Origin of the sequence: Curtobacterium sp. MCSS17_015 (assembly GCF_003234265.2) — a bacterium.
GTDB lineage: Bacteria > Actinomycetota > Actinomycetes > Actinomycetales > Microbacteriaceae > Curtobacterium.
In genome coordinates this window covers 799,555-821,788 of sequence record NZ_CP126256.1, presented here as the reverse complement: position 1 = coordinate 821,788, position 22,234 = coordinate 799,555, and the positions used below count along the sequence as shown (strand labels likewise).

The 22,234-nt window shown below is 72.1% G+C and carries 24 protein-coding genes and 1 pseudogene; 14 read left to right on the top strand and 11 right to left on the bottom strand.

The window, feature by feature from the left end:
- Positions 1 to 73 precede the first annotated feature (73 nt).
- From DEJ18_RS03885 to DEJ18_RS03870, 4 genes are all read left to right on the top strand, one after another.
- On the top strand, positions 74 to 460 hold the full coding sequence (locus DEJ18_RS03885; RefSeq protein ID WP_111081057.1) for a BlaI/MecI/CopY family transcriptional regulator: 387 nt from the start codon (positions 74 to 76) through the stop codon (positions 458 to 460).
- A 13-nt stretch (positions 461 to 473) separates the two neighbouring features.
- The gene (locus DEJ18_RS03880) at positions 474 to 1,211 is read left to right on the top strand and encodes a M56 family metallopeptidase (RefSeq protein WP_111209620.1); all 738 of its coding nucleotides are present in this window, start codon (positions 474 to 476) and stop codon (positions 1,209 to 1,211) included.
- An 80-nt stretch (positions 1,212 to 1,291) separates the two neighbouring features.
- Positions 1,292 to 1,774: an FBP domain-containing protein gene (locus tag DEJ18_RS03875; protein ID WP_181419408.1), complete on the top strand. Its 483-nt coding sequence runs from the start codon at positions 1,292 to 1,294 to the stop codon at positions 1,772 to 1,774.
- The gene (locus DEJ18_RS03870) at positions 1,771 to 2,031 is read left to right on the top strand and encodes a hypothetical protein (protein WP_111081060.1); all 261 of its coding nucleotides are present in this window, start codon (positions 1,771 to 1,773) and stop codon (positions 2,029 to 2,031) included. The genes DEJ18_RS03875 and DEJ18_RS03870 overlap by 4 nt, the downstream gene beginning before the upstream one ends.
- Before the next feature lie 12 nt (positions 2,032 to 2,043).
- On the opposite strand, the gene DEJ18_RS03865 is transcribed toward DEJ18_RS03870, so the two are convergent.
- On the bottom strand, positions 2,044 to 2,928 hold the full coding sequence (locus DEJ18_RS03865; protein WP_111209618.1) for a LysR substrate-binding domain-containing protein: 885 nt from the start codon (positions 2,926 to 2,928) through the stop codon (positions 2,044 to 2,046).
- Positions 2,929 to 2,996: 68 nt separating this feature from the next.
- Here DEJ18_RS03865 and DEJ18_RS03860 point away from each other — a divergent pair, with 68 nt between their 5' ends.
- From DEJ18_RS03860 to DEJ18_RS03850, 3 genes are all read left to right on the top strand, one after another.
- Complete coding sequence (locus tag DEJ18_RS03860; RefSeq protein ID WP_111209617.1) at positions 2,997 to 3,479, top strand: GNAT family N-acetyltransferase; 483 nt, start codon at positions 2,997 to 2,999, stop codon at positions 3,477 to 3,479.
- A 70-nt stretch (positions 3,480 to 3,549) separates the two neighbouring features.
- Positions 3,550 to 4,449: an SDR family oxidoreductase gene (locus tag DEJ18_RS03855; RefSeq protein ID WP_111209616.1), complete on the top strand. Its 900-nt coding sequence runs from the start codon at positions 3,550 to 3,552 to the stop codon at positions 4,447 to 4,449.
- Between the two features lie 74 nt (positions 4,450 to 4,523).
- The gene (locus DEJ18_RS03850; protein WP_111081064.1) at positions 4,524 to 4,730 is read left to right on the top strand and encodes a hypothetical protein; all 207 of its coding nucleotides are present in this window, start codon (positions 4,524 to 4,526) and stop codon (positions 4,728 to 4,730) included.
- 68 nt (positions 4,731 to 4,798) lie between these two features.
- Here DEJ18_RS03850 and DEJ18_RS03845 read toward each other — a convergent pair whose 3' ends face one another.
- Positions 4,799 to 5,986 (bottom strand): MalY/PatB family protein, encoded by a 1,188-nt coding sequence (locus tag DEJ18_RS03845; protein WP_258371089.1) that lies wholly within the window; start codon positions 5,984 to 5,986, stop codon positions 4,799 to 4,801.
- A 136-nt stretch (positions 5,987 to 6,122) separates the two neighbouring features.
- Here DEJ18_RS03845 and DEJ18_RS03840 point away from each other — a divergent pair, with 136 nt between their 5' ends.
- Complete coding sequence (locus DEJ18_RS03840) at positions 6,123 to 6,899, top strand: isocitrate lyase/PEP mutase family protein (protein WP_111209615.1); 777 nt, start codon at positions 6,123 to 6,125, stop codon at positions 6,897 to 6,899.
- A 74-nt stretch (positions 6,900 to 6,973) separates the two neighbouring features.
- Here DEJ18_RS03840 and DEJ18_RS03835 read toward each other — a convergent pair whose 3' ends face one another.
- A complete protein-coding gene (locus tag DEJ18_RS03835; RefSeq protein WP_111209614.1) occupies positions 6,974 to 8,878 on the bottom strand; it encodes an amidase family protein in 1,905 nt (634 codons plus the stop codon).
- Positions 8,875 to 9,702 carry an LAVTG motif-containing sortase-dependent surface protein gene (locus DEJ18_RS03830; protein ID WP_111209613.1) on the bottom strand — a complete coding sequence of 276 codons (828 nt, stop codon included), beginning with the start codon at positions 9,700 to 9,702 and terminating at the stop codon, positions 8,875 to 8,877. The genes DEJ18_RS03835 and DEJ18_RS03830 overlap by 4 nt, the downstream gene beginning before the upstream one ends.
- A 393-nt stretch (positions 9,703 to 10,095) precedes the next feature.
- Between DEJ18_RS03830 and DEJ18_RS03825 the strand changes: the two genes are divergently transcribed.
- A complete protein-coding gene (locus tag DEJ18_RS03825) occupies positions 10,096 to 10,383 on the top strand; it encodes a hypothetical protein (protein ID WP_111209612.1) in 288 nt (95 codons plus the stop codon).
- A 72-nt stretch (positions 10,384 to 10,455) separates the two neighbouring features.
- Here the strand turns inward: DEJ18_RS03825 and DEJ18_RS03820 are convergent, their stop codons facing one another.
- The 4 genes from DEJ18_RS03820 to DEJ18_RS03805 all read right to left on the bottom strand — a co-directional run bounded on the left by DEJ18_RS03820 (position 10,456) and on the right by DEJ18_RS03805 (position 13,116).
- Positions 10,456 to 10,788: a hypothetical protein gene (locus tag DEJ18_RS03820; RefSeq protein ID WP_111209611.1), complete on the bottom strand. Its 333-nt coding sequence runs from the start codon at positions 10,786 to 10,788 to the stop codon at positions 10,456 to 10,458.
- 224 nt (positions 10,789 to 11,012) lie between these two features.
- The gene (locus DEJ18_RS03815; RefSeq protein ID WP_111209610.1) at positions 11,013 to 11,258 is read right to left on the bottom strand and encodes a hypothetical protein; all 246 of its coding nucleotides are present in this window, start codon (positions 11,256 to 11,258) and stop codon (positions 11,013 to 11,015) included.
- A gap of 185 nt (positions 11,259 to 11,443) precedes the next feature.
- Positions 11,444 to 12,517: a redox-regulated ATPase YchF gene (gene ychF / locus DEJ18_RS03810; RefSeq protein WP_111209609.1), complete on the bottom strand. Its 1,074-nt coding sequence runs from the start codon at positions 12,515 to 12,517 to the stop codon at positions 11,444 to 11,446.
- A 59-nt stretch (positions 12,518 to 12,576) separates the two neighbouring features.
- Positions 12,577 to 13,116 carry a hypothetical protein gene (locus DEJ18_RS03805; protein ID WP_111209608.1) on the bottom strand — a complete coding sequence of 180 codons (540 nt, stop codon included), beginning with the start codon at positions 13,114 to 13,116 and terminating at the stop codon, positions 12,577 to 12,579.
- Positions 13,117 to 13,176: 60 nt separating this feature from the next.
- Here DEJ18_RS03805 and DEJ18_RS03800 point away from each other — a divergent pair, with 60 nt between their 5' ends.
- Complete coding sequence (locus DEJ18_RS03800; RefSeq protein ID WP_111209607.1) at positions 13,177 to 13,842, top strand: exonuclease domain-containing protein; 666 nt, start codon at positions 13,177 to 13,179, stop codon at positions 13,840 to 13,842.
- A gap of 89 nt (positions 13,843 to 13,931) precedes the next feature.
- Complete coding sequence (locus DEJ18_RS03795) at positions 13,932 to 15,194, top strand: DNA recombination protein RmuC (RefSeq protein ID WP_111209606.1); 1,263 nt, start codon at positions 13,932 to 13,934, stop codon at positions 15,192 to 15,194.
- Positions 15,195 to 15,376: 182 nt separating this feature from the next.
- Here the strand turns inward: DEJ18_RS03795 and glpX are convergent, their stop codons facing one another.
- On the bottom strand, positions 15,377 to 16,366 hold the full coding sequence (glpX, locus tag DEJ18_RS03790) for a class II fructose-bisphosphatase (protein WP_111051233.1): 990 nt from the start codon (positions 16,364 to 16,366) through the stop codon (positions 15,377 to 15,379).
- 155 nt (positions 16,367 to 16,521) lie between these two features.
- Between glpX and fbaA the strand changes: the two genes are divergently transcribed.
- Both fbaA and DEJ18_RS03780 read left to right on the top strand, forming a co-directional pair.
- Positions 16,522 to 17,550, top strand: a complete 1,029-nt coding sequence (gene fbaA / locus DEJ18_RS03785; protein WP_111082050.1) for a class II fructose-bisphosphate aldolase — start codon at positions 16,522 to 16,524, stop codon at positions 17,548 to 17,550.
- A 113-nt stretch (positions 17,551 to 17,663) separates the two neighbouring features.
- The gene (locus DEJ18_RS03780) at positions 17,664 to 18,923 is read left to right on the top strand and encodes a M18 family aminopeptidase (protein ID WP_111209605.1); all 1,260 of its coding nucleotides are present in this window, start codon (positions 17,664 to 17,666) and stop codon (positions 18,921 to 18,923) included.
- Between the two features lie 73 nt (positions 18,924 to 18,996).
- Here the strand turns inward: DEJ18_RS03780 and DEJ18_RS03775 are convergent, their stop codons facing one another.
- Together DEJ18_RS03775 and DEJ18_RS03770 are read right to left on the bottom strand one after the other, a co-directional pair.
- Positions 18,997 to 19,728: a DUF6264 family protein gene (locus DEJ18_RS03775; protein ID WP_111209604.1), complete on the bottom strand. Its 732-nt coding sequence runs from the start codon at positions 19,726 to 19,728 to the stop codon at positions 18,997 to 18,999.
- Complete coding sequence (locus DEJ18_RS03770) at positions 19,725 to 20,789, bottom strand: 4-hydroxy-3-methylbut-2-enyl diphosphate reductase (protein ID WP_111209603.1); 1,065 nt, start codon at positions 20,787 to 20,789, stop codon at positions 19,725 to 19,727. The genes DEJ18_RS03775 and DEJ18_RS03770 overlap by 4 nt, the downstream gene beginning before the upstream one ends.
- 124 nt (positions 20,790 to 20,913) lie before the next feature.
- Here DEJ18_RS03770 and xseA point away from each other — a divergent pair.
- Positions 20,914 to 22,201, top strand: a pseudogene (xseA, locus tag DEJ18_RS03765) (exodeoxyribonuclease VII large subunit); the annotation flags it as partial.
- Between the last annotated feature and the right edge of the window lie 33 nt (positions 22,202 to 22,234).

Below are 22,234 nucleotides of genomic sequence, written 5' to 3'. Positions count from 1 at the left end.
GGCGAGGACGACCGCCTGTGCCAGGCCGGCGAGACCCCGCCGACCGCCCTTCGACGTCACGTAGAGTGACGACGTGGCTGGACAGCGATCGCGCCCCCGTGGGCAGCTCGAGCAGGCGGTGCTCGACACGCTCTGGTCCGCCGACGCCTCGGCGGGCGACGGGCTCACCGCCCGCCAGGTCCTCGATGCCTTCGCCGAACCCCGGCCGGCGCTGACGACGGTCCTCACCGTGCTCGACCGGCTCGGCCGCAAGGGTGCCGTCCTCCGCGAGGAACACGCCGATGCTCCGCTGACGTTCCGGGCAGCGCACTCGCGCGAGGACCACACCGCGTCGCTGATGTCGAACGCGCTGGCCGCCGCCTCCGACCGTGAGGCCGCGCTCCTCCAGTTCACCGGTTCGCTCGCGTCCGGGGACCTCGAGGTCCTCCGCCGCGCGATCGACTCCCGAACGCGCTCCTGACCGGTCCGGCCCCGTGGTCGTCACCGGCGTCTGCCTGGTCGTGCTCGCCCTCGTCGTGGTCGCGTTCGTCCCACGCGTGCTCACGAGGTCCGGCTGGACGATCGACCGTCCACGGACCGCGATCCTGGCGTGGCAGGCCGCGGTGGTCGTCGGGATCGTCGGTTTCGTCGTCGGCATCGCGCTGGTCGTCCTCGCAGGTCGCCCGCTCGGTGACCCCTTCGGCATCGGGGACTCCCCGAGTCACGGGCTGAACGTCGGTGTCGCCGTCCTCGCGGTCATCGCGTTCGCCGTCGCGGTCCGCGTCCGGCCCGGTCCCGAGCACGAGGCCGTGCGCGAGGCGATCCGCACCGGTGCCGCCGGGCACCGCGAGGTCGACGGCACGCTCGTCGCCGTCCTGCAGGCCGACACCGCGCTGGCCTGCGCGGTGCCCGGCCGCTCCGGCGGTGTCCTCGTCAGCAGCGGCCTGGCGGACCGGCTGCGCACCGACGAGCTCGAGGCGGTGGTCGCGCACGAGCGCGCCCACCTCCGGCAGCACCACGCGTCCGTCGTCGGGTTCGCCGAGTCGGTCGAGCGGGCGGTCCCGTGGGTGCCGGGCGCGCGCGCGATGGCCCGCTCGACACGGGTCCTCGTCGAGTTCGCCGCCGACGACGCCGCCGCTCGTCGCGTCGGCCGTGACGCGCTCCGCCGGGCGGTCCTGGTGGCGGACGGGACAGGTGCACTCGGCGCGGTCCGGGCCTCCAGACTGTCCTGAAGCGGCCGGGAGGCCCGCTCTGCGTCCGCCTGTCGGCGCACGGGGCTAGCCTGGTCCGGTCCGCCACCGCGAGGGGAACCGTGCAGCCGCTCACCGAATCCGACATCCGATCGTCCTTCGTCAACGCGACGCCCGACGAGCTCGCCCAGCTCCCGATCCCGGGGCTGCACGAGACGTTGTGGAACGAGCGCGAGTACCTCGGCTGGCGCGACCCGCAGGCAGCCCGACGCGGCTACATGGTGTCGTGGATGGACGGCAAGCCCGTCGGCATCGTCGTCCGGGCCGCGGGCGGCTCGCTCCGTCCGGGCATCGCGGCGATGTGCTCGTTCTGCCACTCCCCCCAGCCGGCGACGCAGGTGCGCCTGTTCTCCGCGGCCCGCGCGGGTGAGGCCGGGCGGAACGGCAACACGATCGGCTCGTACATCTGCGAGGACCTCGGCTGCTCGATGCTCATCCGCACGGCACCGCCGCACCTCAACCCGCCGGCGACCATCGCGATGCGGTCCGAGTCGCTGCTCGCGCGGCTGCACAACTTCACGGCCGACATCATGAAGACGGCGTGACCGCGGACCGCTTCCGCACCGCACGGTGGGCCGTCGTCGAGGAGCTCGGCGACGGCCGCTGGCGTCTCACGATCCGGGACGAGGCCGACGACGAGCTCGGTGCGTTCGGCCTCGGCGTCGAGGGGCCGTGGGACCCCGACGTCGAACCCCACGTGGCGTTCGTGCTCGTGCAGCTCGGGCTCGCACTGACCGGCGCCCGGCCGTGGCGCGAGGACGAGCTCGGCGACCAGCGCGCCCCGGTCCTGCCACTCCGCTGACGTCGCTCCGGGTCAGTCCGCGGCGGCGAAGTTGCGGAGGACCTCCCGGTCGTCGTCCGCGCGCGATGCCCAGACGAGTTCACTGCGGTGCGGGCTGCCCTCGAGCGGCAGGAGCACCACCGTGTCCGGTGCCGCGAGCGCCGCGCTCTCCGGTAGCACCGTCACCCCGAGGCCGACGCCGACCAGGTGCAGCACGGTCGCCCAGGTCGTGGCTTCCTGCACGATGACGGGTCGTCGACCACCGGACGCGACGGGGGCGGTGTTCCGCTCCGTGGCGAGCGCGCCGGCCTCGGCAGGGAAGAACACGAACGGGTCGTCGAGCAGTTCCGGTCCCCGGATGGTCTTCCGTTCGGCGAACCGGTGGTCACGCGGCACCGCGGCCACGAACGGCTCGCTCCGGAACCGGGTGAACCGCACGCCGTCGACCGGGTCCGGGTCGCGCACCACGGCGAGGTCGAGCTCACCGCGTTGGACGGCAGCCACGAGACGGGAGGAGAAGCCCTCGGTGAGCTCGACGCGCACGAGGGGGAAGCGCTCCCGGAACCGTTGCACGCGTTCGATCGGACCGAGTGGCAGTGCCGAGACGACGAACCCCACGTCCAGGCGGCCGGCCTCGCCTCGCCCGACCCGCACGGTCTCGTCGAGGTCCCGTCGGGCCTGCGCCAAGAGGGACCGCGCCCGCCCCTGCAGCACCCGGCCGGCGGGCGTGAGGGCGACACTCCGCGAGGTGCGCGCGAACAGCTCCACGCCGAGGGCGACCTCGACCCGGCGGATGAGCTGCGACAGCGCGGGCTGCGCGATCCCCAGGTCGACGGCCGCCCGACCGAAGTGCAGTTCGTCGGCGAGCGCCAGGAAGGCCCGGAGTTGGCGGAGGTCGACCTCAGGAGCGCGTTCCATACATCGATGCTATCGATCCGATCGAACGAGTATTGGACGTGTCTGGTTCGTCGAACCAGGATGGAGGCATGCCCGTCACCACCCAGGTCGTCATCGACGACATCTCCTCCGCCGCCGACGCCGCCGCGTTCCGGTCCCTCAACGAGCGCTGGATCACGACGTTCTTCACGCTCGAGGACGAGGACCGTCGGCTCCTCGGCGACCCCGTCCAGCACATCGTCGAGCCCGGCGGCGTCGTCCTCGTCGCCCGTCTCGGCACCGCCGTGGTCGGCTGCGTCGGACTGGCCCCGCACGGCGCCGACGCGTTCGAACTCGTGAAGATGGCCGTCGACCCGGACCACCAGGGACACGGCACCGGACGCCAGCTCATCCGCGCCGCGGTGGACCGCGCTCGGGAGCTCGGCGCCCGCCGGGTGCTCCTCGAGACGAACAGCGCACTCGCGAGCGCCGTGCACCTGTACGAGACGACCGGGTTCCGCCACCTCGGAGCCGACGAGCACCCGCCGAGCCCGTACGTCCGGGCGGACGTGGCGATGGCGCTCGACCTCTGACGCCGGCGACGCAGGCCGGAGCGCGCACCGGTCGACGGGCCTCCCGGCCGGTCCGCGTACGGTCCTCGGCATGCCCCGTGACCAGTACGAGTACAGCGACCCGACGACCCGGTACCCGAACACCAGCCCGGAACCGCAGCAGCAGCCCGAGCCGGGCCTGGAGTCGCGGATGGACCCGGAGCCGGACCACGGCGAGGACTCCTACCGCGGCACCGGGCGTCTCACCGGGCGTCGTGCGCTGATCACCGGCGCCGACTCCGGCATCGGCGCGGCCGTCGCGATCGCCTACGCCCGAGAAGGCGCCGACATCGCCCTCGCCTACCTGCCCGACGAGGAGGAGGACGCACAGCGGATCGTCGCCCTCGTCGAGGCCGCCGGTCGCACGGCCGTCACGATCCCCGGTGACCTCACCGCCCCGAACTACCCCGCGGCCCTCGTGGAACGGGCCGTCACGGAACTCGGCGGACTCGACGCCATCGTCAGCTGCGCCGGCAAGCAGCACTGGCGCGCCGAGGTCACCGACATCCCCGACGACCAGCTCGTCGACACCTTCACCGTCAACGTGCTCTCGCTCTTCCGGCTCGTGCAGGCGGCGCTCCCCCACCTCGAGCCGGGCTCGACGATCATCACCACCGCGTCGATGGAGGCCTACCAGCCCGCTCCGGACCGGCTCGACTACGCGGCGTCGAAGGCAGCCGTCAACAACTTCTCGAAGGGGCTCGCGCAGCAGCTCATCCCGCGCGGCATCCGCGTCAACGTCGTCGCCCCGGGGCCGACCTGGTCGGTGTTGCAGGTGTCCGCCGGGGTCGACCCCGAGACGCTGCCGGACTTCGGGTCGAGCGAGTCCCCGATGGGACGCCCGGGACAGCCCGCCGAACTCGCACCCGCGTACGTGTTCCTGGCCTCGCACGAGTCGAGCTTCGTCGTCGGCGAGACGCTCAACGTGAACGGCGGCATGGTCACGCCGTGACCGTTCCCACCCGCTGACCGACCGGGGCGCTCCTGTCCTGGTCGGTCCGGTGGTGCCGTTGCTACGCTTCGGGCATGGCGACGCACGAGGTCCAGGCCGTCCGCGAGCAGGGCATGTGGCAGGTGTTCATCGACGGGTTCCCCGTGACCGAGGTCCGTCGGTGGCCGTCGGTCGCCTTCGTGGCCCGCGAGTGGATCTCCCTCACCGACCAGGTGCCCTCGCGCCAGGTCGACCTGCACGTGACCGTCATCGGACGCAACCACTTCGCGCCCGTCGCCTGAGCACGGGTCACTCCGCGGCGGCCACCAACTGCTGCGCTCGCCGGTACGAGACGTCGAGCAGCGGTCCGTCAGGCGACGTGCCAGACGACCCCCTCCTGCGCACTGGACGGGTACGCGGCAGCGATGCGGAACACCGCCTCGCGCAGCGTCTCCGGCGAGCACGCCAGGTTGATCCGGGCGAAGCCCCTCCCCTGCGCGCCGAAGGGCAGCCCGGAGTTGAGCGCCACGAACGCGTGCTCCCGGAGCTGCACCGCCGGGTCGTCGCCGAGCCCGAGCCCCCGGAAGTCGAGCCAGGCCAGGTACCCGGCTCGGGGTCGCGCGTAGACGACGCCGGGCAGGTGCTCGGCGAGGAGCTTCGCCAGCAGCCGGTCGTTCGCGACGATGCGGTCGATGACGTCGTCGAGCCACCCGACGGCCAGGCTGAAGGCCGCGACGTTCGCGTGCAGCCCGAGGATGCTCGTCCGACAGGCCACCTCTTCCCACAGCGTGTCGAGGAGCTCGGCGGTGCGGGCGTCCCCGGCGACGATGACCGAGCACTTCACGCCGGCGAGGTTCCAGCCCTTGCTCGCGCTCGTCACGCAGACGCTGCGCGCACCGGCGGGCTCGGCGACCGTCGCGAACGGCGTGAACTGCACGCCCGGGTGCGTCAGCGGCGCGTGGATCTCGTCGCTGATCACGAGCACGTCGTACCGCGCGGCGAGTTCGGCGAGCGCCACGAGGTCCGCTCGGTCGTGCACGAGCCCGATCGGGTTGTGCGGGTTGCAGAGCAGGAACACGCGGACCCCGTCGGCGAACGCCCGCTCGAGCCCGTCGAGGTCGAGGCGGTAGACGCCCCACCGCTCAGTGAGGGGTACCTCCTCGACCTGACATCGGGCCTCCTCGACGAGTTCGAAGAACGGCGGGTACACCGGCGGCGCGATCGCCACGCGCCCACCGTCCGGCAACGCGAGCCGGAGCGTCTCCACGATCCCGACGCTGACGTCCGTCGCGAGGTACACGCGCTCCGGGGCGACGTCCCAGCCCCAGCGGTCGCGGGCGAACCCGGCGAACGCCGGCGCGAGCGGCCCCGGCCCGTCCAGGTACCCGAGGTCCGACTGCTGCACCCGCTCGACGAGGGCCTGCCGGATCTCCGGCGCGACCTCGTGGTCCATCTCGGCGACGAACAGGGGCAGCACGTCGGGCGCGTACCGCGTCCACTTGATGCTCGTGCGGACCCCACGGAGCGTGCCGACCGGGTCCTGTTCGTCGCTCGCCATGCCTTCCAGCATGCCCCGCCGGGAGGCCTGGTGCGACTCGGTCCGTCATCCTGCGTCGTCTGCGTCCGCGTCCCAGGCCGAGTCTCGGCTGAGCGCCTGCGCACCGGAGGGCAGCCATCCGCCTACTGTCGGCGGCATGACCACGAGCACCGCCGAGAAGGCGACGACACTCAAGTCCCTGCACGAAGCACCGCAGATCCTGCGGGTCGTCAACGTCTGGGACGCGATCAGCGCGAAGACGGTCGCGGCCCTGCCCGAGACGCACGCGATCGCCACCGCCGGGCACTCGATCGCCGCGTCGTACGGGTACCAGGACGGCGGCATGCCGCTCGACCTCGCCCTCGCCGGCGCGAAGACCGTCGTGGACGCTGTCGACCTGCCGGTGACCGCCGACCTCGACGACGGGTACGAGGACCCGGCCGAGACGATCCGCCGCGCGATCGGCCTCGGCATCGTCGGCGCGAACGTCGAGGACCGCCTCCGCCCGTTCGACGAGTCCGTCGCCCGCGTCGCCGCGATCATGAAGGCCGCGGAGCAGGAGGGTGTCGACTTCCAGCTGAACGCCCGCACCGACGCCATCGCCCGCGGCGGCGACCGCCCGATCGCGGAGAGCATCGCGGACGCCATCGCCCGCGGCAAAGCGTTCCTCGACGCGGGCGCACCGCTCGTGTTCGTGCCGGGCGGGCACCAGCGCGAGGTCGTCGAACAGCTCGTCGAGGGCCTCGGCCACGGAAAGCTCAGCGTCATCGGCCTGCCGGGCGCGCTGCCCGCGTCGGAGTACGAGGCGCTCGGCGTCGCCCGCATCTCCTACGGCCCGCTCACGCAGCGCGTCGCCCTGCGGGCGCTCCGCGACCTCGCCGCGGACCTCTACCTCGGTGGCGTCGTGCCGGAGGACACCCCGACGCTCAACTGAACCGACGACGGACGCAAGGCCCGGGCACCAGCTGGTACCCGGGCCTCCCGTCCGTCCACGGTCGCGGCAGCGACCTACCCGAGTGCCGGGTACAGCGCCGGACTGGTGCGGGCGTGGGTCGCCTGCTCGAAGCTGTAACCGAGGCCGATGACGGTGCCCTCGTCGTAGGAGCGGCCGAGGAACTCGAGGTTCACGCCCGCCCCGGTGATCGTGGCGTCCGCCGCGGTGGCCTGTCCCATCGGGACGGTCACGGCCGGCATGCCGGTGTTCGGGCTGAGGCGCATGTTCGTGCCCTGCGTGCCGTACGGGGTGCCCGACGGGTAGACGAGCGCGTCGAGGTCCTGCGCGTCCATCATCCCGGTGACGACCTGCTTGCCCGTCGCGATCTGCGTGGTGTGCGAGCCCTCCGGTCCCGCCCAGGCCTGGTACTGCGCCTCCGTGATCGCGTTCCGCTGCTGGTACGTGCTCTTCCGGCTGGGAACGTACTTCCCGGAGTCGAGGATGCCCTGCAGCGAGCGCGCCGTGACGTCGGGGTCGAGGTGCTTCGCCACGTACTGGTCGAGGTCGTGCTTGAACTCGTTCGTGCTGCCGCTGCCCTCGCTGAGCACCCGGTTGAACTCGGGCGTCGCGGTGATCGGCACGACGGTCGCACCCTGGGCCTCCAGGGTGGCCCGGGCCTCGGCGAAGAGCCGCGCGGTGGTGCGGTTCGACCCGACCATCGACGTGACGTAGCCGATCCGCTTGCCGTGCAGGGCCGTCGGGTCGAGGAACTGCGTGTACGAGGTCGGGACCTTGCCCGCCTGGCCCTGCGTGACCGGGTCGGCGGCGTCGATACCGGTGACGGCGTCGAGCGCCACGGCGGCGTCGGTGACCGAGCGGGCGAGCGGGCCACCGGTGTCCTGGGACAGCGCGAGCGGGATGATGCCGTCGCGGCTCGCGAGACCGACCGTCGGGCGGATGCCGACGAGCTGGTTGTACGACGACGGGACGCGGATCGAGCCACCGGTGTCGGTGCCGAACCCGATGCCCGCCAGGTTCGCCGCGATCGCCGCGCCCGTGCCGCCGCTCGAACCGCCGGCGGTCTGCGTCGTGACGTACGGGCTCGCGACGAGGAGGGACGAGCCCGCCGGCTGGTTCGAGGAGAACTCGGACACGAAGCCGAAGGCGAACTCGTCGAGGCTCGCCTTGGCGAGGACGACCGCCCCCGCCTCGCGGAGGCCGGCGATCATGGCCGCGTCGGTCGTGGTCTGGTTGTCGTCCCAGCAGCCGCAGCCGCCGGTGGTCGGCATGTCCTTCGTGTCGTAGTTGTCCTTCAGCGCGATCGGGACGCCGAGGAGCATGCTCGTCATCCCGTGTGCGGCACGCTCGGCGTCGGCGGCCTTCGCGGCGGCGATCGCCCCGGCGTTGGTCGTGACGATCGAGTTGAGCGGCCGCCCGCCCGCCCCGGTGTCCGTGGTGGTCCGGTCGTAGGCGGCGATGCGGTCGAGGTAGTCCTGGGTGATCTCGGCTGAGGTCGTGACGCCCGCGTTCATGGCGGCCTGCATGTCGAGCGTCGACGCCTCGACGAGCGTGAACGGTCCGTCGTCGTAGATCATGCGCTGGGACGACGTGGCGACGTCCTGCAACGTGATCGTGCCGTCAGTGTCGCTGTCCGCGGCTGAGACGGCGGACCAGTCCGGGTCCGTCGAGGTCGCACCGAGGTGGTCGGACAGGACGGCGAGGTCGGCGGTCGTGACCTGGTCGTCGCCGGTCAGGTCGAGCGCTGTGTAGTACGGCGCGAGCATCGCCGCGGGGCTCGTGTCGACCGCGGCCGGCGCGGCGCTCGCGGCGAGGGACGGGGTCGCGACGACGGCGGTGCCGACGAGGGCCAGGAGCGCGGCTCCGGCGACGGTGGTGCGACGACGGCGGGTCACGGGGGTTCCTCCGGGGGTTCGGGTCGAGCTGGCGTCGGTCGTGCGGGTGCGGTCGGTGGCGGTCATCGCGCGTCCTCCGCCCGGGCACGGGAGGCACGGCGACGGGCGACGACGAGGCCTGCTCCGGCGAGCAGCAGGACGACGCTGGCGGCGACCCAGGGTGTGAGGTCGGCACCGGTCCAGGCGAGGGCACCGCCAGCGGGCGCCGACGAGGTGTCGGTCACCGGATCGACGGACCCGCCGGTTCCCGTGCCGGTCCCGCTCCCGCTCCCGCTCCCGGTTCCACCGGCACCGCCCGGTGCGGCGGTGGGGGCCGCCGTCGGGACGCTGGTGGGCCCGGCGGTCGGAGTCGGGCTCGGCGTCGGGACCGCTGTGATCGTGATCGTCGTCGAGGTCGGGTCGGTCAGGGTGGTGGTGCTGCCGTCGGTGGCGACCAGGGTGACGCTCGTGACGGCGAGGTCGACCGTGGCGGGGCTCGTCGCGGTCAGGTCGAACGAGGCGGCCAGGTCACCGGACACCGCGGGCGAGGTGCCGAGGCGGGTGTGCAGGAGCGTGACGGTATCGCCGTCCTGCTCGACCGAGTCGAACCCGCCGTCCGGGCCGGTCGCGCTGCCGTCGACGACCTCGACGGCGTCGGCGTCCGCCGCGACGTCGATCTGGTAGGCGAAGACATCGGACGTGGCGGGCAGGGTCAGGGCGACGTCGATGGTGTCGCCGACCGTCACCACGGCCGGTGCGGTGATCGTGGCCGTGGTGGCGGCCGGGGCCGCGGCGGCCGGTGACGCGGCGAGGACGGCGAGTCCGATGCCTCCGGCGGTGATGACGGCCGTGCGGAGTGTGGTGGTCAGGCGGGTGGTCGTGCGGGAGCGGAGCCGAGTGCGGTGCTGCATCCGTGCGGGTCCTTCGTCGGGGTTCGGGCTGAACGCTTGCTCAGTGCTCGAACCGTAACGACGGGGTGTTTCGCGCTCAGGCCCGGTCGGTTTCCCACGTGTTACGCGTTGCGAGTGCGACCGGCAGGGCCGGGAGCTGACCGCACGAGTGGACAGACGGGCTTGGGCGGAGTACAGTTCCTAGTTGGTGCATTGCAGCGAACCCATCTGACTCGCGCACACCGACCGTCTCGAACCGATCCCCCTGGATCGCATTCCAGCGAGACCACCGCTCCCCGACTGGCGAGCATGCACGTCGAGTGTCGACGTGCGCGTCCGTGCTCCTGCGGCCGACGAGACCATCGAGTCCGTCCGGCCCCGCGCGACGCCGAACGACTGAAGAAAGACAGCACCATGACCACGAACGAACACACCATCATCACCGGGACCGCCATCGCGGCTCCCACCGTCACCCCCGACCGCATCGCCGAGTTCCCCGTGCGTGACGACCGCTCGCAGCGCGAGTACCTCGTGCGCCTGCCGGCCGACGACCTCGGCCTCTTCCTCACCCCCGGCGCCCGCGTCGCGGTCGAGGGCGAAGCGGGCTGGGTCGTCCCCGGCCGCTCCTGGCGCGGCGAAGCCAGCCGCACGATCCTCCAGGCGCGGGCCGTGCACGCGCCGGAACTGGCGCTGGCCGCCTGACCCCGAGGTCGGGGCGCCCCGACACTCGGACACGAGACGCCGTCCCGTCGGGGCGGCGTCTCGTCGTCGTGGCTAGTCGTCCTCGGCGGCTCCGACGAACCGCCGTCGGCCGTCCGCGTTCACCGGGCGTTGATCGCCGCACTGCTCGGCGGCGTCCCGGAGTCGGCGGATGAACGACGGGTCCTCCGGCTCGAGCTCGTCGTCCGGCGCCTCCCGCACGACGAGTTCGCTCGCCGGACCGACGAGCATCGTGGTCCGTTCCAGTGCTCCGTCGTCCCCGATGGACGGTACGGCGATGGTGTCCGTCCGGGTGTTCGCCCCGAGGACCGCCGCGTAGTCCGCGACCGCGTCCGCGATGAGGTCCCCTGTCAGGACGTCAGTGCCGTCGTAGTGGATGTACTTCACGATCCGACCTCCCAGACACCGACGGTAGGCACCGGGGTGCTCCGGGTGGCACAGGATCGGGTCGGAGGCGCGGGCAGTGGACAACGCAGCGCTCGGTGCACGTCCGGAACAGCCGTCGGGCAGCGGATCCCGGCGCTGATCGCGGCGCGGCTGGGTCGCCTCTGTCGGTCTCCCCTGGTGGAGCTTCCCGATCGGGGGCTCAGTCGTCGAAGCGGAAGTCCGCCTCAAGGCCGGGCATGCCCGCCCAGGACCTGGTCCGTCGTGGCGATGCCGCCGAACGGGTACTGCACCCAGTGCTCTCGGTCGCCCGACTCGAACAGCTCGATCGCCCGGGAACGGCAGTGCTGTTCATCGTTCCGCGCACCGCCGGGCGCGATGCCGAGCGCGTCGCGCAGTCCCGCCGTCTCCACGACCGCCGACGCCCCTGCTCCGCTCGACACCTCCCACGTGGCGACGCTGGACGTGAGCACGAACCGGCGTCCCGGTCGTCCTACGACCCGGAAGTACCGCGTCTCCGATGCGGGTGACGGAGAAGGTGATGTCATCGCAGGTCCCGACCGAGCTGGGGGCCCTGGGAGTACCCGAACAATCGGCTCCCCTCCATGTCGTGGTACCGGCTCGGTCCAAACCGGTCGACCCCTGCGGGGCACGGTGGTCAGTTGTTGAAGCGGAACTCCACCACGTCGCCGTCCTGCATGACGTAGTCCTTGCCCTCGATGCGGGCCTTGCCCTGCGCGCGGGCCTCCGCGATCGAGCCGGTGGCGATGAGGTCGTCGAACGAGATGACCTCCGCCTTGATGAAGCCCTTCTCGAAGTCCGTGTGGATGACGCCGGCGGCCTGGGGAGCCTTCCACCCCTTGCCGATCGTCCACGCGCGGGACTCCTTCGGGCCGGCCGTCAGGTAGGTCTGCAGCCCGAGGGTCTCGAACCCGATGCGGGCGAGCTGGTCCAGACCGGACTCCGTCTGACCGGTGGACTCGAGGAGCTCCGCGGCGTCCGCCGGGTCGAGGTCGATGAGCTCGGACTCCACCTGGGCGTCGAGGAACACCGCGTTGGCCGGGGCGACGAGTGCGGCGAGCTCGGCCTTGCGGGCCTCGTCGGTCAGGATCGCCTCGTCGACGTTGAACACGAAGATGAAGGGCTTGGCGCTGAGCAGCCCGAGCTCCTTGATCGGCTCGAGGTCGATCGAGGTGGCGGAGAGCAGCACGCCCTTCTCGAGCTCGGCGCGGGCCTGACGAGCGGTCTCGAGCACGATCGGCTCGGCCTGCTTCAGCTTGAGCATCTTCTCGTACCGCGGGAGCGCCTTGTCGATGGTCTCCATGTCGGCGAGGATCAGCTCGGTGTTGATGACCTCGAGGTCGTCCGCCGGCGAGACCTTGTTCGCCACGTGCACGACGTCGTCGTCGGTGAACCCGCGGACGACCTGTGCGATCGCGTCGGCCTCACGGATGTTGGCGAGGAACTTGTTGCCGAGCCCTTCGCCCTCGCTCGCACCCTTGACGATGCCGGCGATGTCGACGAACGACACCGGCGCGGGCACGGTCTTCTCCGAGCCGAACAGCTCCGCGAGCTGGTCGAGGCGTGGGTCGGGCAGGTTCACCACGCCGACGTTCGGCTCGATGGTGGCGAACGGGTAGTTGGCCGCGAGCACCTGGTTCTTGGTCAGGGCGTTGAACAGGGTCGACTTGCCGACGTTCGGGAGACCGACGATTCCGATGGTGAGAGCCACGGGAGCACAGCCTACCGGCGGCGACCCGCCGGGGCCGACCCGGGCCTCCCGGCCGACGGTCAGAGCGCCGCGCGGACCGCGCGGTCGACGATGTCGAGCACGTCGGCCTGGAGGCGCTGGGAGCGCCGCCAGTCACCGGGGACCTCGAGCGCGTGGTCGGCTCCGTCGACGGTCACGAGCCGCGCCTCCGTCCGTGCGACGCGCCCCGGCTGCCACATGGGATCAGCGGAGCCGCCGACGGCGACGTGCGGGAAACCGACCGCGGCGAGCGCGTCCCGCACCACGTCGTCGGTGAGCACCGGCGTCAGCCAGACGCCCGGGACGTCGTTCGCCACCGCCCACGGGAGCGCGAAGCACCCGAAGGACTTGGCGATGACGAGGTCGGGTCGACGCCCTCCGAGCGCGGTCTCGACGTGCTGCGTGACGAAACCGACCGGGTCAGCACGGGCCGCGTCATCGACTGTCCACGCGGGCGCGATGAGCTCGCAGTCGGCCTGTCGCGTCACTGCCGCCGACCACCAGAGGAGCGGCGCCTGCTGCCCGTACCCCGCCCCCGCCAGGACGAGGACGAGCGGGGCGTGCGCGGGACCGGTCTCCATCGCCCCAGCGTACGAGCGGGGGCTCCCGCCGCCGGCACCACGCCGCGCCCGATTCCGGTGATGTCGTATCTCCGTGCGACGATCGATGACGTGTTGAACTTCACCGCGATCGACTTCGAGACCGCGAACAACTCGCCCGCCAGCGCGTGTTCCGTGGGTCTCGTCAAGGTGCGCGGCGGCCGCGTCGTGGAACGGGCCTCCTGGTTCATCCGTCCGCCCGCCGGGCACGGCGCGTTCCTCGAGTGGAACACGCGGATCCACGGCATCGTCGAGTCGGACGTGACCCACGCCAAGACGTGGGAGCAGCAGTACCCGGACCTCGTCGCGTTCGCCGAGGGGGACGTGCTCGTCGCCCACAACGCCCGCTTCGACATGGGCGTGATCGCCGGCGGGTGCGCGGCGACGGGGATCGACATCGCCGAGCACCACTCGATGTGCTCGCTGGCGGTCGCCCGCAAGACCTACACGCTCGACTCCTACCGCCTGCCGGTCGCCGCGACGGCAGCCGGCTTCTCCGGCTTCCAGCACCACGACGCGGCCGCCGACGCCGAGGCCTGCGCCGCCATCGTCGTGCACGCGGCCGGGTTCCACGGCGTCCCGACGGTGGAGGCGCTCGGCGCCGTGACCCGGGTCACGATCAACCCGGTCCGGGCCCGTGCCGAGAAGCCGAAGGCCACCACGCCGCAGCCCCGGCTGTCCCGCCGCCCCATGGTCTTCTCGGACTGACCGCCGGTCCGGCGGGCCCGACCGGTGCGTCGCACGGCTCGCCGCCGGCCGGGAGGCCCGGTGTCGGTGGGACCTGCCAGGGTCGCGTCATGCAGATCCTCGCCCTGGTCATCGGTCTCGTGATCGGCATCGCCGTCGGCGCCGTGGTCGCGTGGTCACTCGCCCGGTCCCGGGCCGGCGTGGACGCCGCCACCGCGAACGCGACGGCGGACGGCCTCCGCTCCCAGCTCGACGCAGCCCGGCGTGACGCCGAGGAGCGGCTCGACGCGCAGGACACGCAGTACCGCCGGCAGGTCGACTCCCTGGAGCGCCGGGCTGCCGAGCTGGAGCACCTCGTGCAGCGCATGCACGGCGCCGAGTCGAACCGCGCGCAGGACGAGTCGAAGGTGCTGTCCGCGCTCAGTCCGGTGGCCGACACGCTGCAGGTCATGCGGGAGAAGATCGCCGAGCTCGAGCGCTCCCGGAGCGAGCAGTACGGAGCGCTGTCAGCGCAACTCCGGTCGGCCGCCGAGTCCGAGGAACGCCTCCGCGCCACGGCCGAGACCCTCGCGAGCGCGCTGTCGTCGAACAGCACGCGCGGGGTGTGGGGCGAGACGCAGTTGCGGAACGTGGTCGAGGCCGCCGGCCTGCTCGAGCGGGTCGACTTCGACGTGCAGTCGTCGGTGACCACCACGGCGGGGGCGGCCCGCCCGGACATGATCGTGCACCTGCCCGGAGGCAAGAGCATCGCCGTCGACGCCAAGGTGCCGTTCGCCGCGTACCTGCAGGCGATGGACATCCCGGCGTCGGCGACCGGGGCGGAGGGCGCACGCCGCGAGCAGCTCATGGCGCAGCACGTCAAGGCGCTCCGGGCACACGTCGACGCCCTCGCGGCCCGGGAGTACTGGTCGGGCTACGACGCGTCCCCCGAGCTCACCGTGGCGTTCATCCCGTCGGAGTCCCTCATCGCGAGCGCCCTGGCCGCCGACCCGGGTCTGCTCGACCACGCGTTCCGCAAGCGGGTGGCCCTGGCCTCACCCGTGACGCTGTGGTCCGTACTGAAGACCGTGGCGTTCTCGTGGCAGCAGGACGTCGTCACGCAGGAGGCCCGTGAGCTCTTCCGCGTCTCGCGTGAGCTCCACGGGCGGCTGTCGACGATGGCCGGGCACGTGGACAAGCTCGGCCGGTCGATCCGCGGCGCCGTCGTCGACTACAACCGGTTCGTCGGGTCGCTCGAGCGGCAGGTGCTGCCGAGCGCCCGGCGGCTGTCGCTCCTCGACGAGTCGAAGGTCATCGCGGACCCGACGTCGATCGAGGACGAGCCGCGGTTGCTCACGGCGCCGGAGCTGGTCGCGAGCACCGAGCGCGACTGAGCGCCGCTGGAGCATCTCTGGGCGTCGCGGGGCGGCCGGTCGCGCCGGGCGGCCGGTCGCGCGGCGGTCGCGCCGGGCGGCCGGTCGCGCCCCGACAGGGAACGCGCCCCGTCGGGACGCGTTGTCCAGGCGGGGGCGCGATCCCCGGGGGGGGACGCTGGGCCGCGCGGCGGGTCAGCGGATCAGAACCACTTCTCGGCGCGGTGGTCCGCCTGGATGCGACGGATCGTGTTCGAGCGGGAGCGCAGCACGAGCGAGTCGGTGTGGATGACACCGCGCGAACGACGGACGCCGTCGACGAGGACACCGTCGGTGACGCCGGTCGCAACGAAGAACGTGTTGTCCCCCGTGACGAGGTCGTCCTGGTCGAGCACCTTGTCGAGGTCGTGACCGGCCGCGATGGCGCGCTCGCGCTCCTCGTCGTCCTTGGGCTGCAGCTTGCCCAGGATCACACCATCGAGCGCCTTGATCGCGCACGCCGTGATGATGCCCTCGGGGGTCCCGCCGACACCGACGCACATGTCGATGTTCGAGCCGGGCAGTGCGGCGGCGATGCCACCGGCGACGTCACCGTCGAGCAGCAGCCGCGTGCCGGCACCCGTTGCACGGATCTGCCGGATGAGTTCGTCGTGGCGGGGGCGGTCGAGCACGGCGACGACCATGTCCTCGAGGTCCTTGCCCTTCGCCTTCGCGAGCGCCCGGATGTTCTCGCCGATCGGCTTCTCGAGGTCGAGCACACCGCGACCCTCGGGCCCGGCGGCGATCTTGTCCATGTAGAACACGGCCGACGGGTCGTACATCGAGCCGCGGTCGGAGACGGCCATGACGGAGATGGCGTTCTGGCGGCCGGCGGCGGTCAGCGAGGTGCCGTCGATCGGGTCGACCGCGATGTCGCAGGCCGGTCCGTGGCCGTTGCCGACGTGCTCGCCGTTGTAGAGCATCGGGGCGTTGTCCTTCTCGCCCTCCCCGATGACGACGACGCCGTCGAAGTTGACGGTGCCGAGGAACTTGCGCATCGCGTCGACGGCGGCACCGTCGGCGAGGTTCTTCTCGCCCCGGCCGACCCACGGCTGGGCGCGGATCGCGGCGGCCTCCGTCGCACGCACGAGCTCGAGCGCCAGGTTGCGGTCGGGCTGGAGGAACAGGGAGCCGGTCTCAGTCGTGGGAGTCACGACCCGAGCCTACCGACCACCACCCTCCCGACTTTCCTGCGCGCACGGATGTGCACGCCGCGCCCCTCCACAGGTCCCGGTCACATCCACCGCCCACCAACCGGCCCTGACTAGCATCGGTTCCGACATCACCGAAGAAGTCGAAGGAGATCCCAGTGCCCATCGCAACGCCGGACCAGTACGCCGAGATGATCGACCGCGCGAAGGCCGGGAAGTTCGCCTACCCCGCGGTCAACGTCTCGTCCTCCCAGACCATCAACGCGGTCCTCCAGGGCCTGACCGAAGCGGGCTCCGACGGCATCATCCAGGTCACCACCGGCGGCGCCGACTACTTCGCCGGGCACACCGTCAAGAACCGTGCAGCCGGCGCGCTCGCGATGGCGGCCTTCGCGCACGAGGTCGCGAAGAACTACCCGATCACCGTCGCACTGCACACGGACCACTGCCCGAAGGACGCCCTCGACGGCTTCGTGCTCCCGCTCATCGCGGCGAGCGAGGAAGAGGTCCGCGCGGGCCGGAACCCGATCTTCCAGTCGCACATGTGGGACGGCTCGGCGGTCCCCCTCGACGAGAACATCGAGATCGCCAAGACGATGATCGAGAAGACGCGGAACATCAACGCGATCCTCGAGGTCGAGATCGGTGTCGTCGGCGGCGAAGAGGACGGCGTGCAGCACGAGGGCACGAACGACGCGCTGTACACCACCTCGGGCGATGTCGAACGTGTCGTCGAAGCGCTCGGCATGGGTGACCAGGGCCGCTGGATCGCCGCGCTGACCTTCGGCAACGTGCACGGCGTCTACAAGCCGGGCAACGTCAAGCTCCGCCCCGAGCTCCTGGGCGAGATCCAGGACGCCATCGCTCAGAAGCACGGCACCGGTCAGAACCCGCTCGACCTCGTCTTCCACGGCGGCTCGGGCTCGACCGACGACGAGATCCACGAGGCCGTGCGCAACGGCGTCATCAAGATGAACATCGACACCGACACGCAGTACGCGTTCACCCGCTCGATCGCCGGGTCGATGTTCTCCAACTACGAGGGCGTCCTCAAGATCGACGGCGAGGTCGGCAACAAGAAGCAGTACGACCCGCGCGCCTGGGGCAAGGTCGCCGAGACGGCGATGGCCGCTCGCGTCGTCGAAGCGACGAAGGTCCTCGGCTCGGCTGGCCAGTCCCAGAGCTGACGACACGGATCCGGCCCGGCCGGAGGAACGGGGCGCGTCCGACGGACGCGCCCCGTTCTGCGTCCGGCGGCCTCCACCGCGTCCGCCCACTGCCGCCGTGCCACGATGGACGGATGACCGTCGACGCCATCGCCAGCGAGTTCGCCCACTTCGTCACGGAGTCCCCGACGGCGTTCCACGCCGCCGCGGTCGCCCGCGACCGCCTGGTGGCGGCCGGGTTCACCGAACTTGCCGAGACCGAGGCGTGGCCGACCGGACCGGGCGCGTACGTCGTCGTCCGCGACGGGGCGGTCATCGCCTGGCGTCTTCCCGGGGGCGCCACGGCGACGACGCCGTTCCGCATCCTCGGCGCGCACACGGACTCCCCCGGGTTCCGCATCAAGCCGAACCCGACCGTCCGCGCCGGCGGCTGGGAACAGCTCAACGTCGAGGTCTACGGCGGTCCGGTCCTGTCGACGTGGTTCGACCGCGACCTCCGCATCGCCGGGCGGGTCGTCCACACCGACGGCACCACGAGCCTGTTCGACACCGTCGACGCCGTCGCGCGGATCCCGAACCTCGCGATCCACCTCGACCGTGGCGCCAACGACGGCCCCGGCATCGACAAGCAGCGCCACACGCTGCCGATCGTCGGCACGGACGGCACCACCGGTGGCACCGACGTCGAGGCGTGGCTGCGCTCCCGGCTCGGGGAGACGGCCGTGGCGTGGGACCTCTTCCTCGCCGACTCGCAAGCCCCGTCGCGGGTCGGCATCGACCGGGCGTTCCTGGCGTCCGGTCGGATGGACAACCTGACGAGCGTGCACGCCGGACTCCGCGGGATCGTCGAGGCGCCGGGCGACGGCGACCACATCCCGGTGTTCGCGGCCTTCGACCACGAGGAGATCGGGTCCTCCTCGCCCTCCGGTGCCGGCGGGCCGTTCCTCGAGGACGTCCTCGCCCGCGTGCAGGAGGGCCTCGGGGCGAACCGGTCCGAGGCCGCCCGGGCGTTCCGGTCGTCGTGGCTGCTCTCGAGCGACGCGGGACACCTGGTGCACCCGAACTACTCGGAGAAGCACGACCCGACGAACCGTCCGCGCCCGGGTGGTGGCCCGCTCCTGAAGATCAGCGCGAACCAGCGGTACATGACCGAGGCGAAGGGCACCGCCGTGTTCGCGGCGGCATGCGAGGCCGCGGGCGTGGCGTTCCAGCCGTTCGTCAACGTGAACACGATCCCGGGCGGCTCGACGATCGGACCGATCGCGGCGACGCGGCTCGGCATCCCGACGATCGACATCGGCGTCGGTCTGCTGTCGATGCACTCGGTCCGGGAACTCGTGCACGTCGACGACCTGGCCGACCTGCACGGTGCGGTCGCCGCGTTCCTCGCCTGACGTCGGAGCGGCCGCCCTCGGCTGACGGCACCTCGGCGGCCCTGGCCGCCGAGCCGCCGGGCTTCCGGTGGCCTCAGCCGCCGGCGGCCTGCCGCATCATCGCCGCGACGAGCCCGTCGTCCTGCAGGACCACGGCAGCGAAGACCACCGCGCTGAGCAGGGTCGCCACCGCTCCCCCGAGCAACGGCACCCAGAAGCTCCTCCGGCCTGCGCGGAGCCGGACGACGGACCACCAGAACACGAGCGCGAAGACCACGAGCATCACGACGGAGCTGATCATCGCCGCACCGTTGAGGGCTCCCGGGTCCTGCAGGGCGGTGTAGGTCGTCTCGAGCTGCTCGCGGACCGTGGAGGCGACGGACCCGATCGAGAGTGACTGGACGACACTCACGAGCCCCATCCCGAGGAGCACGAAGGTCAGGAGCACATCGACCGGGGAGGCGCCGAGCCGTCGGACCGACGAGGCGTCCCCGGTGGTCGGCTCGCGGTCGGCCGTCGCGGCAGCACGCGTCCGGACCGCGGAACGACCCGACCCGCCGGCCGTCCCGGGAGCGGCCGACGCAGCAGCGCGCTCACGGTCCTCGCGTTCCTGACGTTCCTGTTCGAGGAGGACCGGGTTCACCCATCCCTCGGGTGCGTACTCGCCGTACTGCGGAGCCGGTCGCCCAGCCGGGGCGGCTCCCGTGGTCTGCGTGGCGGCGACCGCGGAGTCGGAGGTGATCCGGGCCTCCTGAGCGTCCACGGCCGTCGTGCCGCGCGGCGGGACGCCGTCCCACCCGGTCGGGCGTCCGTCCGTCGCGCTCATCGGCTTCGCCCACCGAGCGGACGCGTCGGCTTGCCGTCGGCGTCGGTTCGGAGCTCGCGCGGGAGGGAGAACATGAGGTCCTCGTGCGCGGTGACGACTTCCTCGACCGTGCCGTAGCCGGCGTCGGCGAGCTGTTCGAGCACCTCGGTGACCAGGAGCTCCGGAACGGAGGCGCCGCTCGTCACCCCCACGGTCTCGACGCCGTCGAGCCACTCCTGGCGGATCTCCTCGGCGTAGTCGACACGGTGCGCGTCCTTGGCGCCGTACTCGAGTGCAACGTCGACGAGCCGGACGCTGTTCGACGAGTTCGCGGACCCGACCACGATGACGAGGTCCGCCGCCGGCGCGACCTTCTTCACCGCGACCTGCCGGTTCTGCGTGGCGTAGCAGATGTCGTCCGACGGCGGGTTCTCGATGGACGGGTACTTCTCACGCAGCAGCCGCACCGTCTCCATCGTCTCGTCGACACTGAGCGTGGTCTGCGACAGCCAGACCAGGTTGTCGGGGTCCGGGACGTCGAGCGCGGCGACGTCGGCCGGTCCGTTCACCAGGATCGTGCGCTCCGGAGCGTGCCCCATGGTGCCCTCGACCTCTTCGTGGCCGGCGTGACCGATGAGGATGATCGTGCGCTCGGCCTTCGCGAAGCGTGTGGCTTCGCGATGGACCTTCGTCACGAGGGGGCAGGTGGCGTCGATGGCGTGCAGGTCGCGCTCGGCCGCTCCGGCCACCACGGCCGGGGAGACGCCGTGCGCGCTGAAGACGACGTGCGACCCTCGGGGCACCTCGGCCACGTCGTCGACGAACACGGCGCCGCGCTGCTCGAGGGTGGACACCACGTGGACGTTGTGGACGATCTGCTTGCGGACGTACACGGGTTCGCCGTACTGCTCGAGCGCCTTCTCGACCGCGACGACGGCCCGGTCGACGCCGGCGCAGTAGCCGCGCGGGGCCGCGAGCAGGACCCGCTTGGTCCCGCTGACCGGGAGGTCACGCAGTCGTCCGCGCGCTGCGGGGACCCGCGGCGGGGCGAGCGGGACCGAGTGGCCGTTGGTGATCGTCACGTCCCCGATGATAGGTGAGCGGGACCCGCGCCGGCTGGGCGTGGACGAGCCTGTGGAGGGCGCCCGGACGGCCGGGATGTCCCCGGTGTCCGGCAGCATGGACCGGACGACAGAGAGGGGCACGATGGCGATCGAACAGGGGCCGCCCACGGCGGAGGACCCGTGGCCCGTCGCGCTGCTCGGCGCGAAGCTCCGCGACTGGATCGACCGGCTCGGCGTCGCCTGGGTCGAGGGCGAGATCACGCAGTGGAACGTCGCCGGTGGCAACGTCTACGGCAAGCTCAAGGACGTCGACGTCGACGCGACCGTGTCGTTCTCCATCTGGTCGAGCGTGCGCTCCCGGGTGCCGACCGACCTCAAGCAGGGCGACCGGGTGGTCGCCGCCGTCAAGCCGAACTACTGGGTCAAGGGCGGCTCGCTCACCATGCAGGTCGTCGAGATGAAGCACGTCGGGCTCGGCGACCTGCTCGAGCGGCTCGAACGGCTGCGACGGGCCCTGGCGGAGGAAGGGCTGTTCGACCCGTCCCGCAAGAAGCGCCTGCCGTTCCTGCCGCACCGCATCGGGCTCATCACCGGCAAGGACTCCGACGCCGAGAAGGACGTCAAGCGGAACGCGCAACTCCGGTGGCCGCAGGTCGAGTTCCGGACGGTGCACACGGCGGTGCAGGGTGACCGCGCCGTGGCCGAGGTGACGGCCGCCATCCAGGAGCTCGACGCGGACCCCGAGGTCGACGTCATCATCGTCGCCCGCGGCGGCGGCGACTTCCAGAACCTGCTCGGCTTCAGCGACGAAGGGCTGGTGCGGGCGGCGGCGGCGGCCGTGACCCCGCTGGTGTCCGCCATCGGTCACGAAGCCGACCGGCCGATCCTCGACGAGGTCGCCGACCTGCGCGCCTCCACCCCGACCGACGCGGCGAAGCGGGTCGTCCCCGACGTGGCCGAGGAACTCGCGAACGTCCGGCAGGCCAGGGCCCGACTCGGCCTGCGTCTCTCGCACACCCTCTCGGTCGAGGCGGACCGGATCGCAGCACTGCGGTCCCGTCCGGCGCTCGCCTCGACGGCCTGGCTGGTGGACACGCGCGCGGAGGAAGTCGCGCGGGACCTCTCCCGCGCCCGCGAGCTCCTCGACCGTCGGATCGAACGGTCCCACTCCGACATCGGTCACCTGACCGGGCGCCTCCGGGCGCTGTCACCGCGTGACACACTCCGCCGCGGGTACGCGATCGTCCAGACGGGCGACGGGGCGGTGGTCCGCGGAGCCGACGAGCTCGACGGCGCGACCGCCGTGCACGTGACGCTGGGTGCGGGGACCGCGGTCGGCACGCTCGAAGCGGACGGCCCCGGCCCCGACGGTTCGGGTGCCGACGGCGTGGGGGACGACGCTGTCTGACCCGGGAGGCCCGGCGAGACCTCCGCAGGCACGTCCCGTCCCCGGCTGTGCGGTC

Bases quoted from the DNA above. Each gene is read 5' to 3' on its own strand.
- DEJ18_RS03850 (WP_111081064.1), top strand. From the start codon at position 4,524: ATGGCGACGCACGAGGTCCAGGCCGTCCGCGAGCAGGGCATGTGGCAG.
- DEJ18_RS03775 (WP_111209604.1), bottom strand. From the start codon at position 19,728: ATGAGCGCGACGGACGGACGCCCGACCGGGTGGGACGGCGTCCCGCCG.
- DEJ18_RS03800 (WP_111209607.1), top strand. From the start codon at position 13,177: ATGTCGTATCTCCGTGCGACGATCGATGACGTGTTGAACTTCACCGCG.
- DEJ18_RS03805 (WP_111209608.1), bottom strand. From the start codon at position 13,116: ATGGAGACCGGTCCCGCGCACGCCCCGCTCGTCCTCGTCCTGGCGGGG.
- DEJ18_RS03830 (WP_111209613.1), bottom strand. From the start codon at position 9,702: ATGCAGCACCGCACTCGGCTCCGCTCCCGCACGACCACCCGCCTGACC.
- DEJ18_RS03855 (WP_111209616.1), top strand. From the start codon at position 3,550: ATGCCCCGTGACCAGTACGAGTACAGCGACCCGACGACCCGGTACCCG.
- DEJ18_RS03845 (WP_258371089.1), bottom strand. From the start codon at position 5,986: ATGGCGAGCGACGAACAGGACCCGGTCGGCACGCTCCGTGGGGTCCGC.
- DEJ18_RS03835 (WP_111209614.1), bottom strand. From the start codon at position 8,878: ATGACCGCCACCGACCGCACCCGCACGACCGACGCCAGCTCGACCCGA.
- DEJ18_RS03865 (WP_111209618.1), bottom strand. From the start codon at position 2,928: ATGGAACGCGCTCCTGAGGTCGACCTCCGCCAACTCCGGGCCTTCCTG.
- DEJ18_RS03825 (WP_111209612.1), top strand. From the start codon at position 10,096: ATGACCACGAACGAACACACCATCATCACCGGGACCGCCATCGCGGCT.
- DEJ18_RS03780 (WP_111209605.1), top strand. From the start codon at position 17,664: ATGACCGTCGACGCCATCGCCAGCGAGTTCGCCCACTTCGTCACGGAG.
- DEJ18_RS03795 (WP_111209606.1), top strand. From the start codon at position 13,932: ATGCAGATCCTCGCCCTGGTCATCGGTCTCGTGATCGGCATCGCCGTC.
- DEJ18_RS03860 (WP_111209617.1), top strand. From the start codon at position 2,997: ATGCCCGTCACCACCCAGGTCGTCATCGACGACATCTCCTCCGCCGCC.
- DEJ18_RS03840 (WP_111209615.1), top strand. From the start codon at position 6,123: ATGACCACGAGCACCGCCGAGAAGGCGACGACACTCAAGTCCCTGCAC.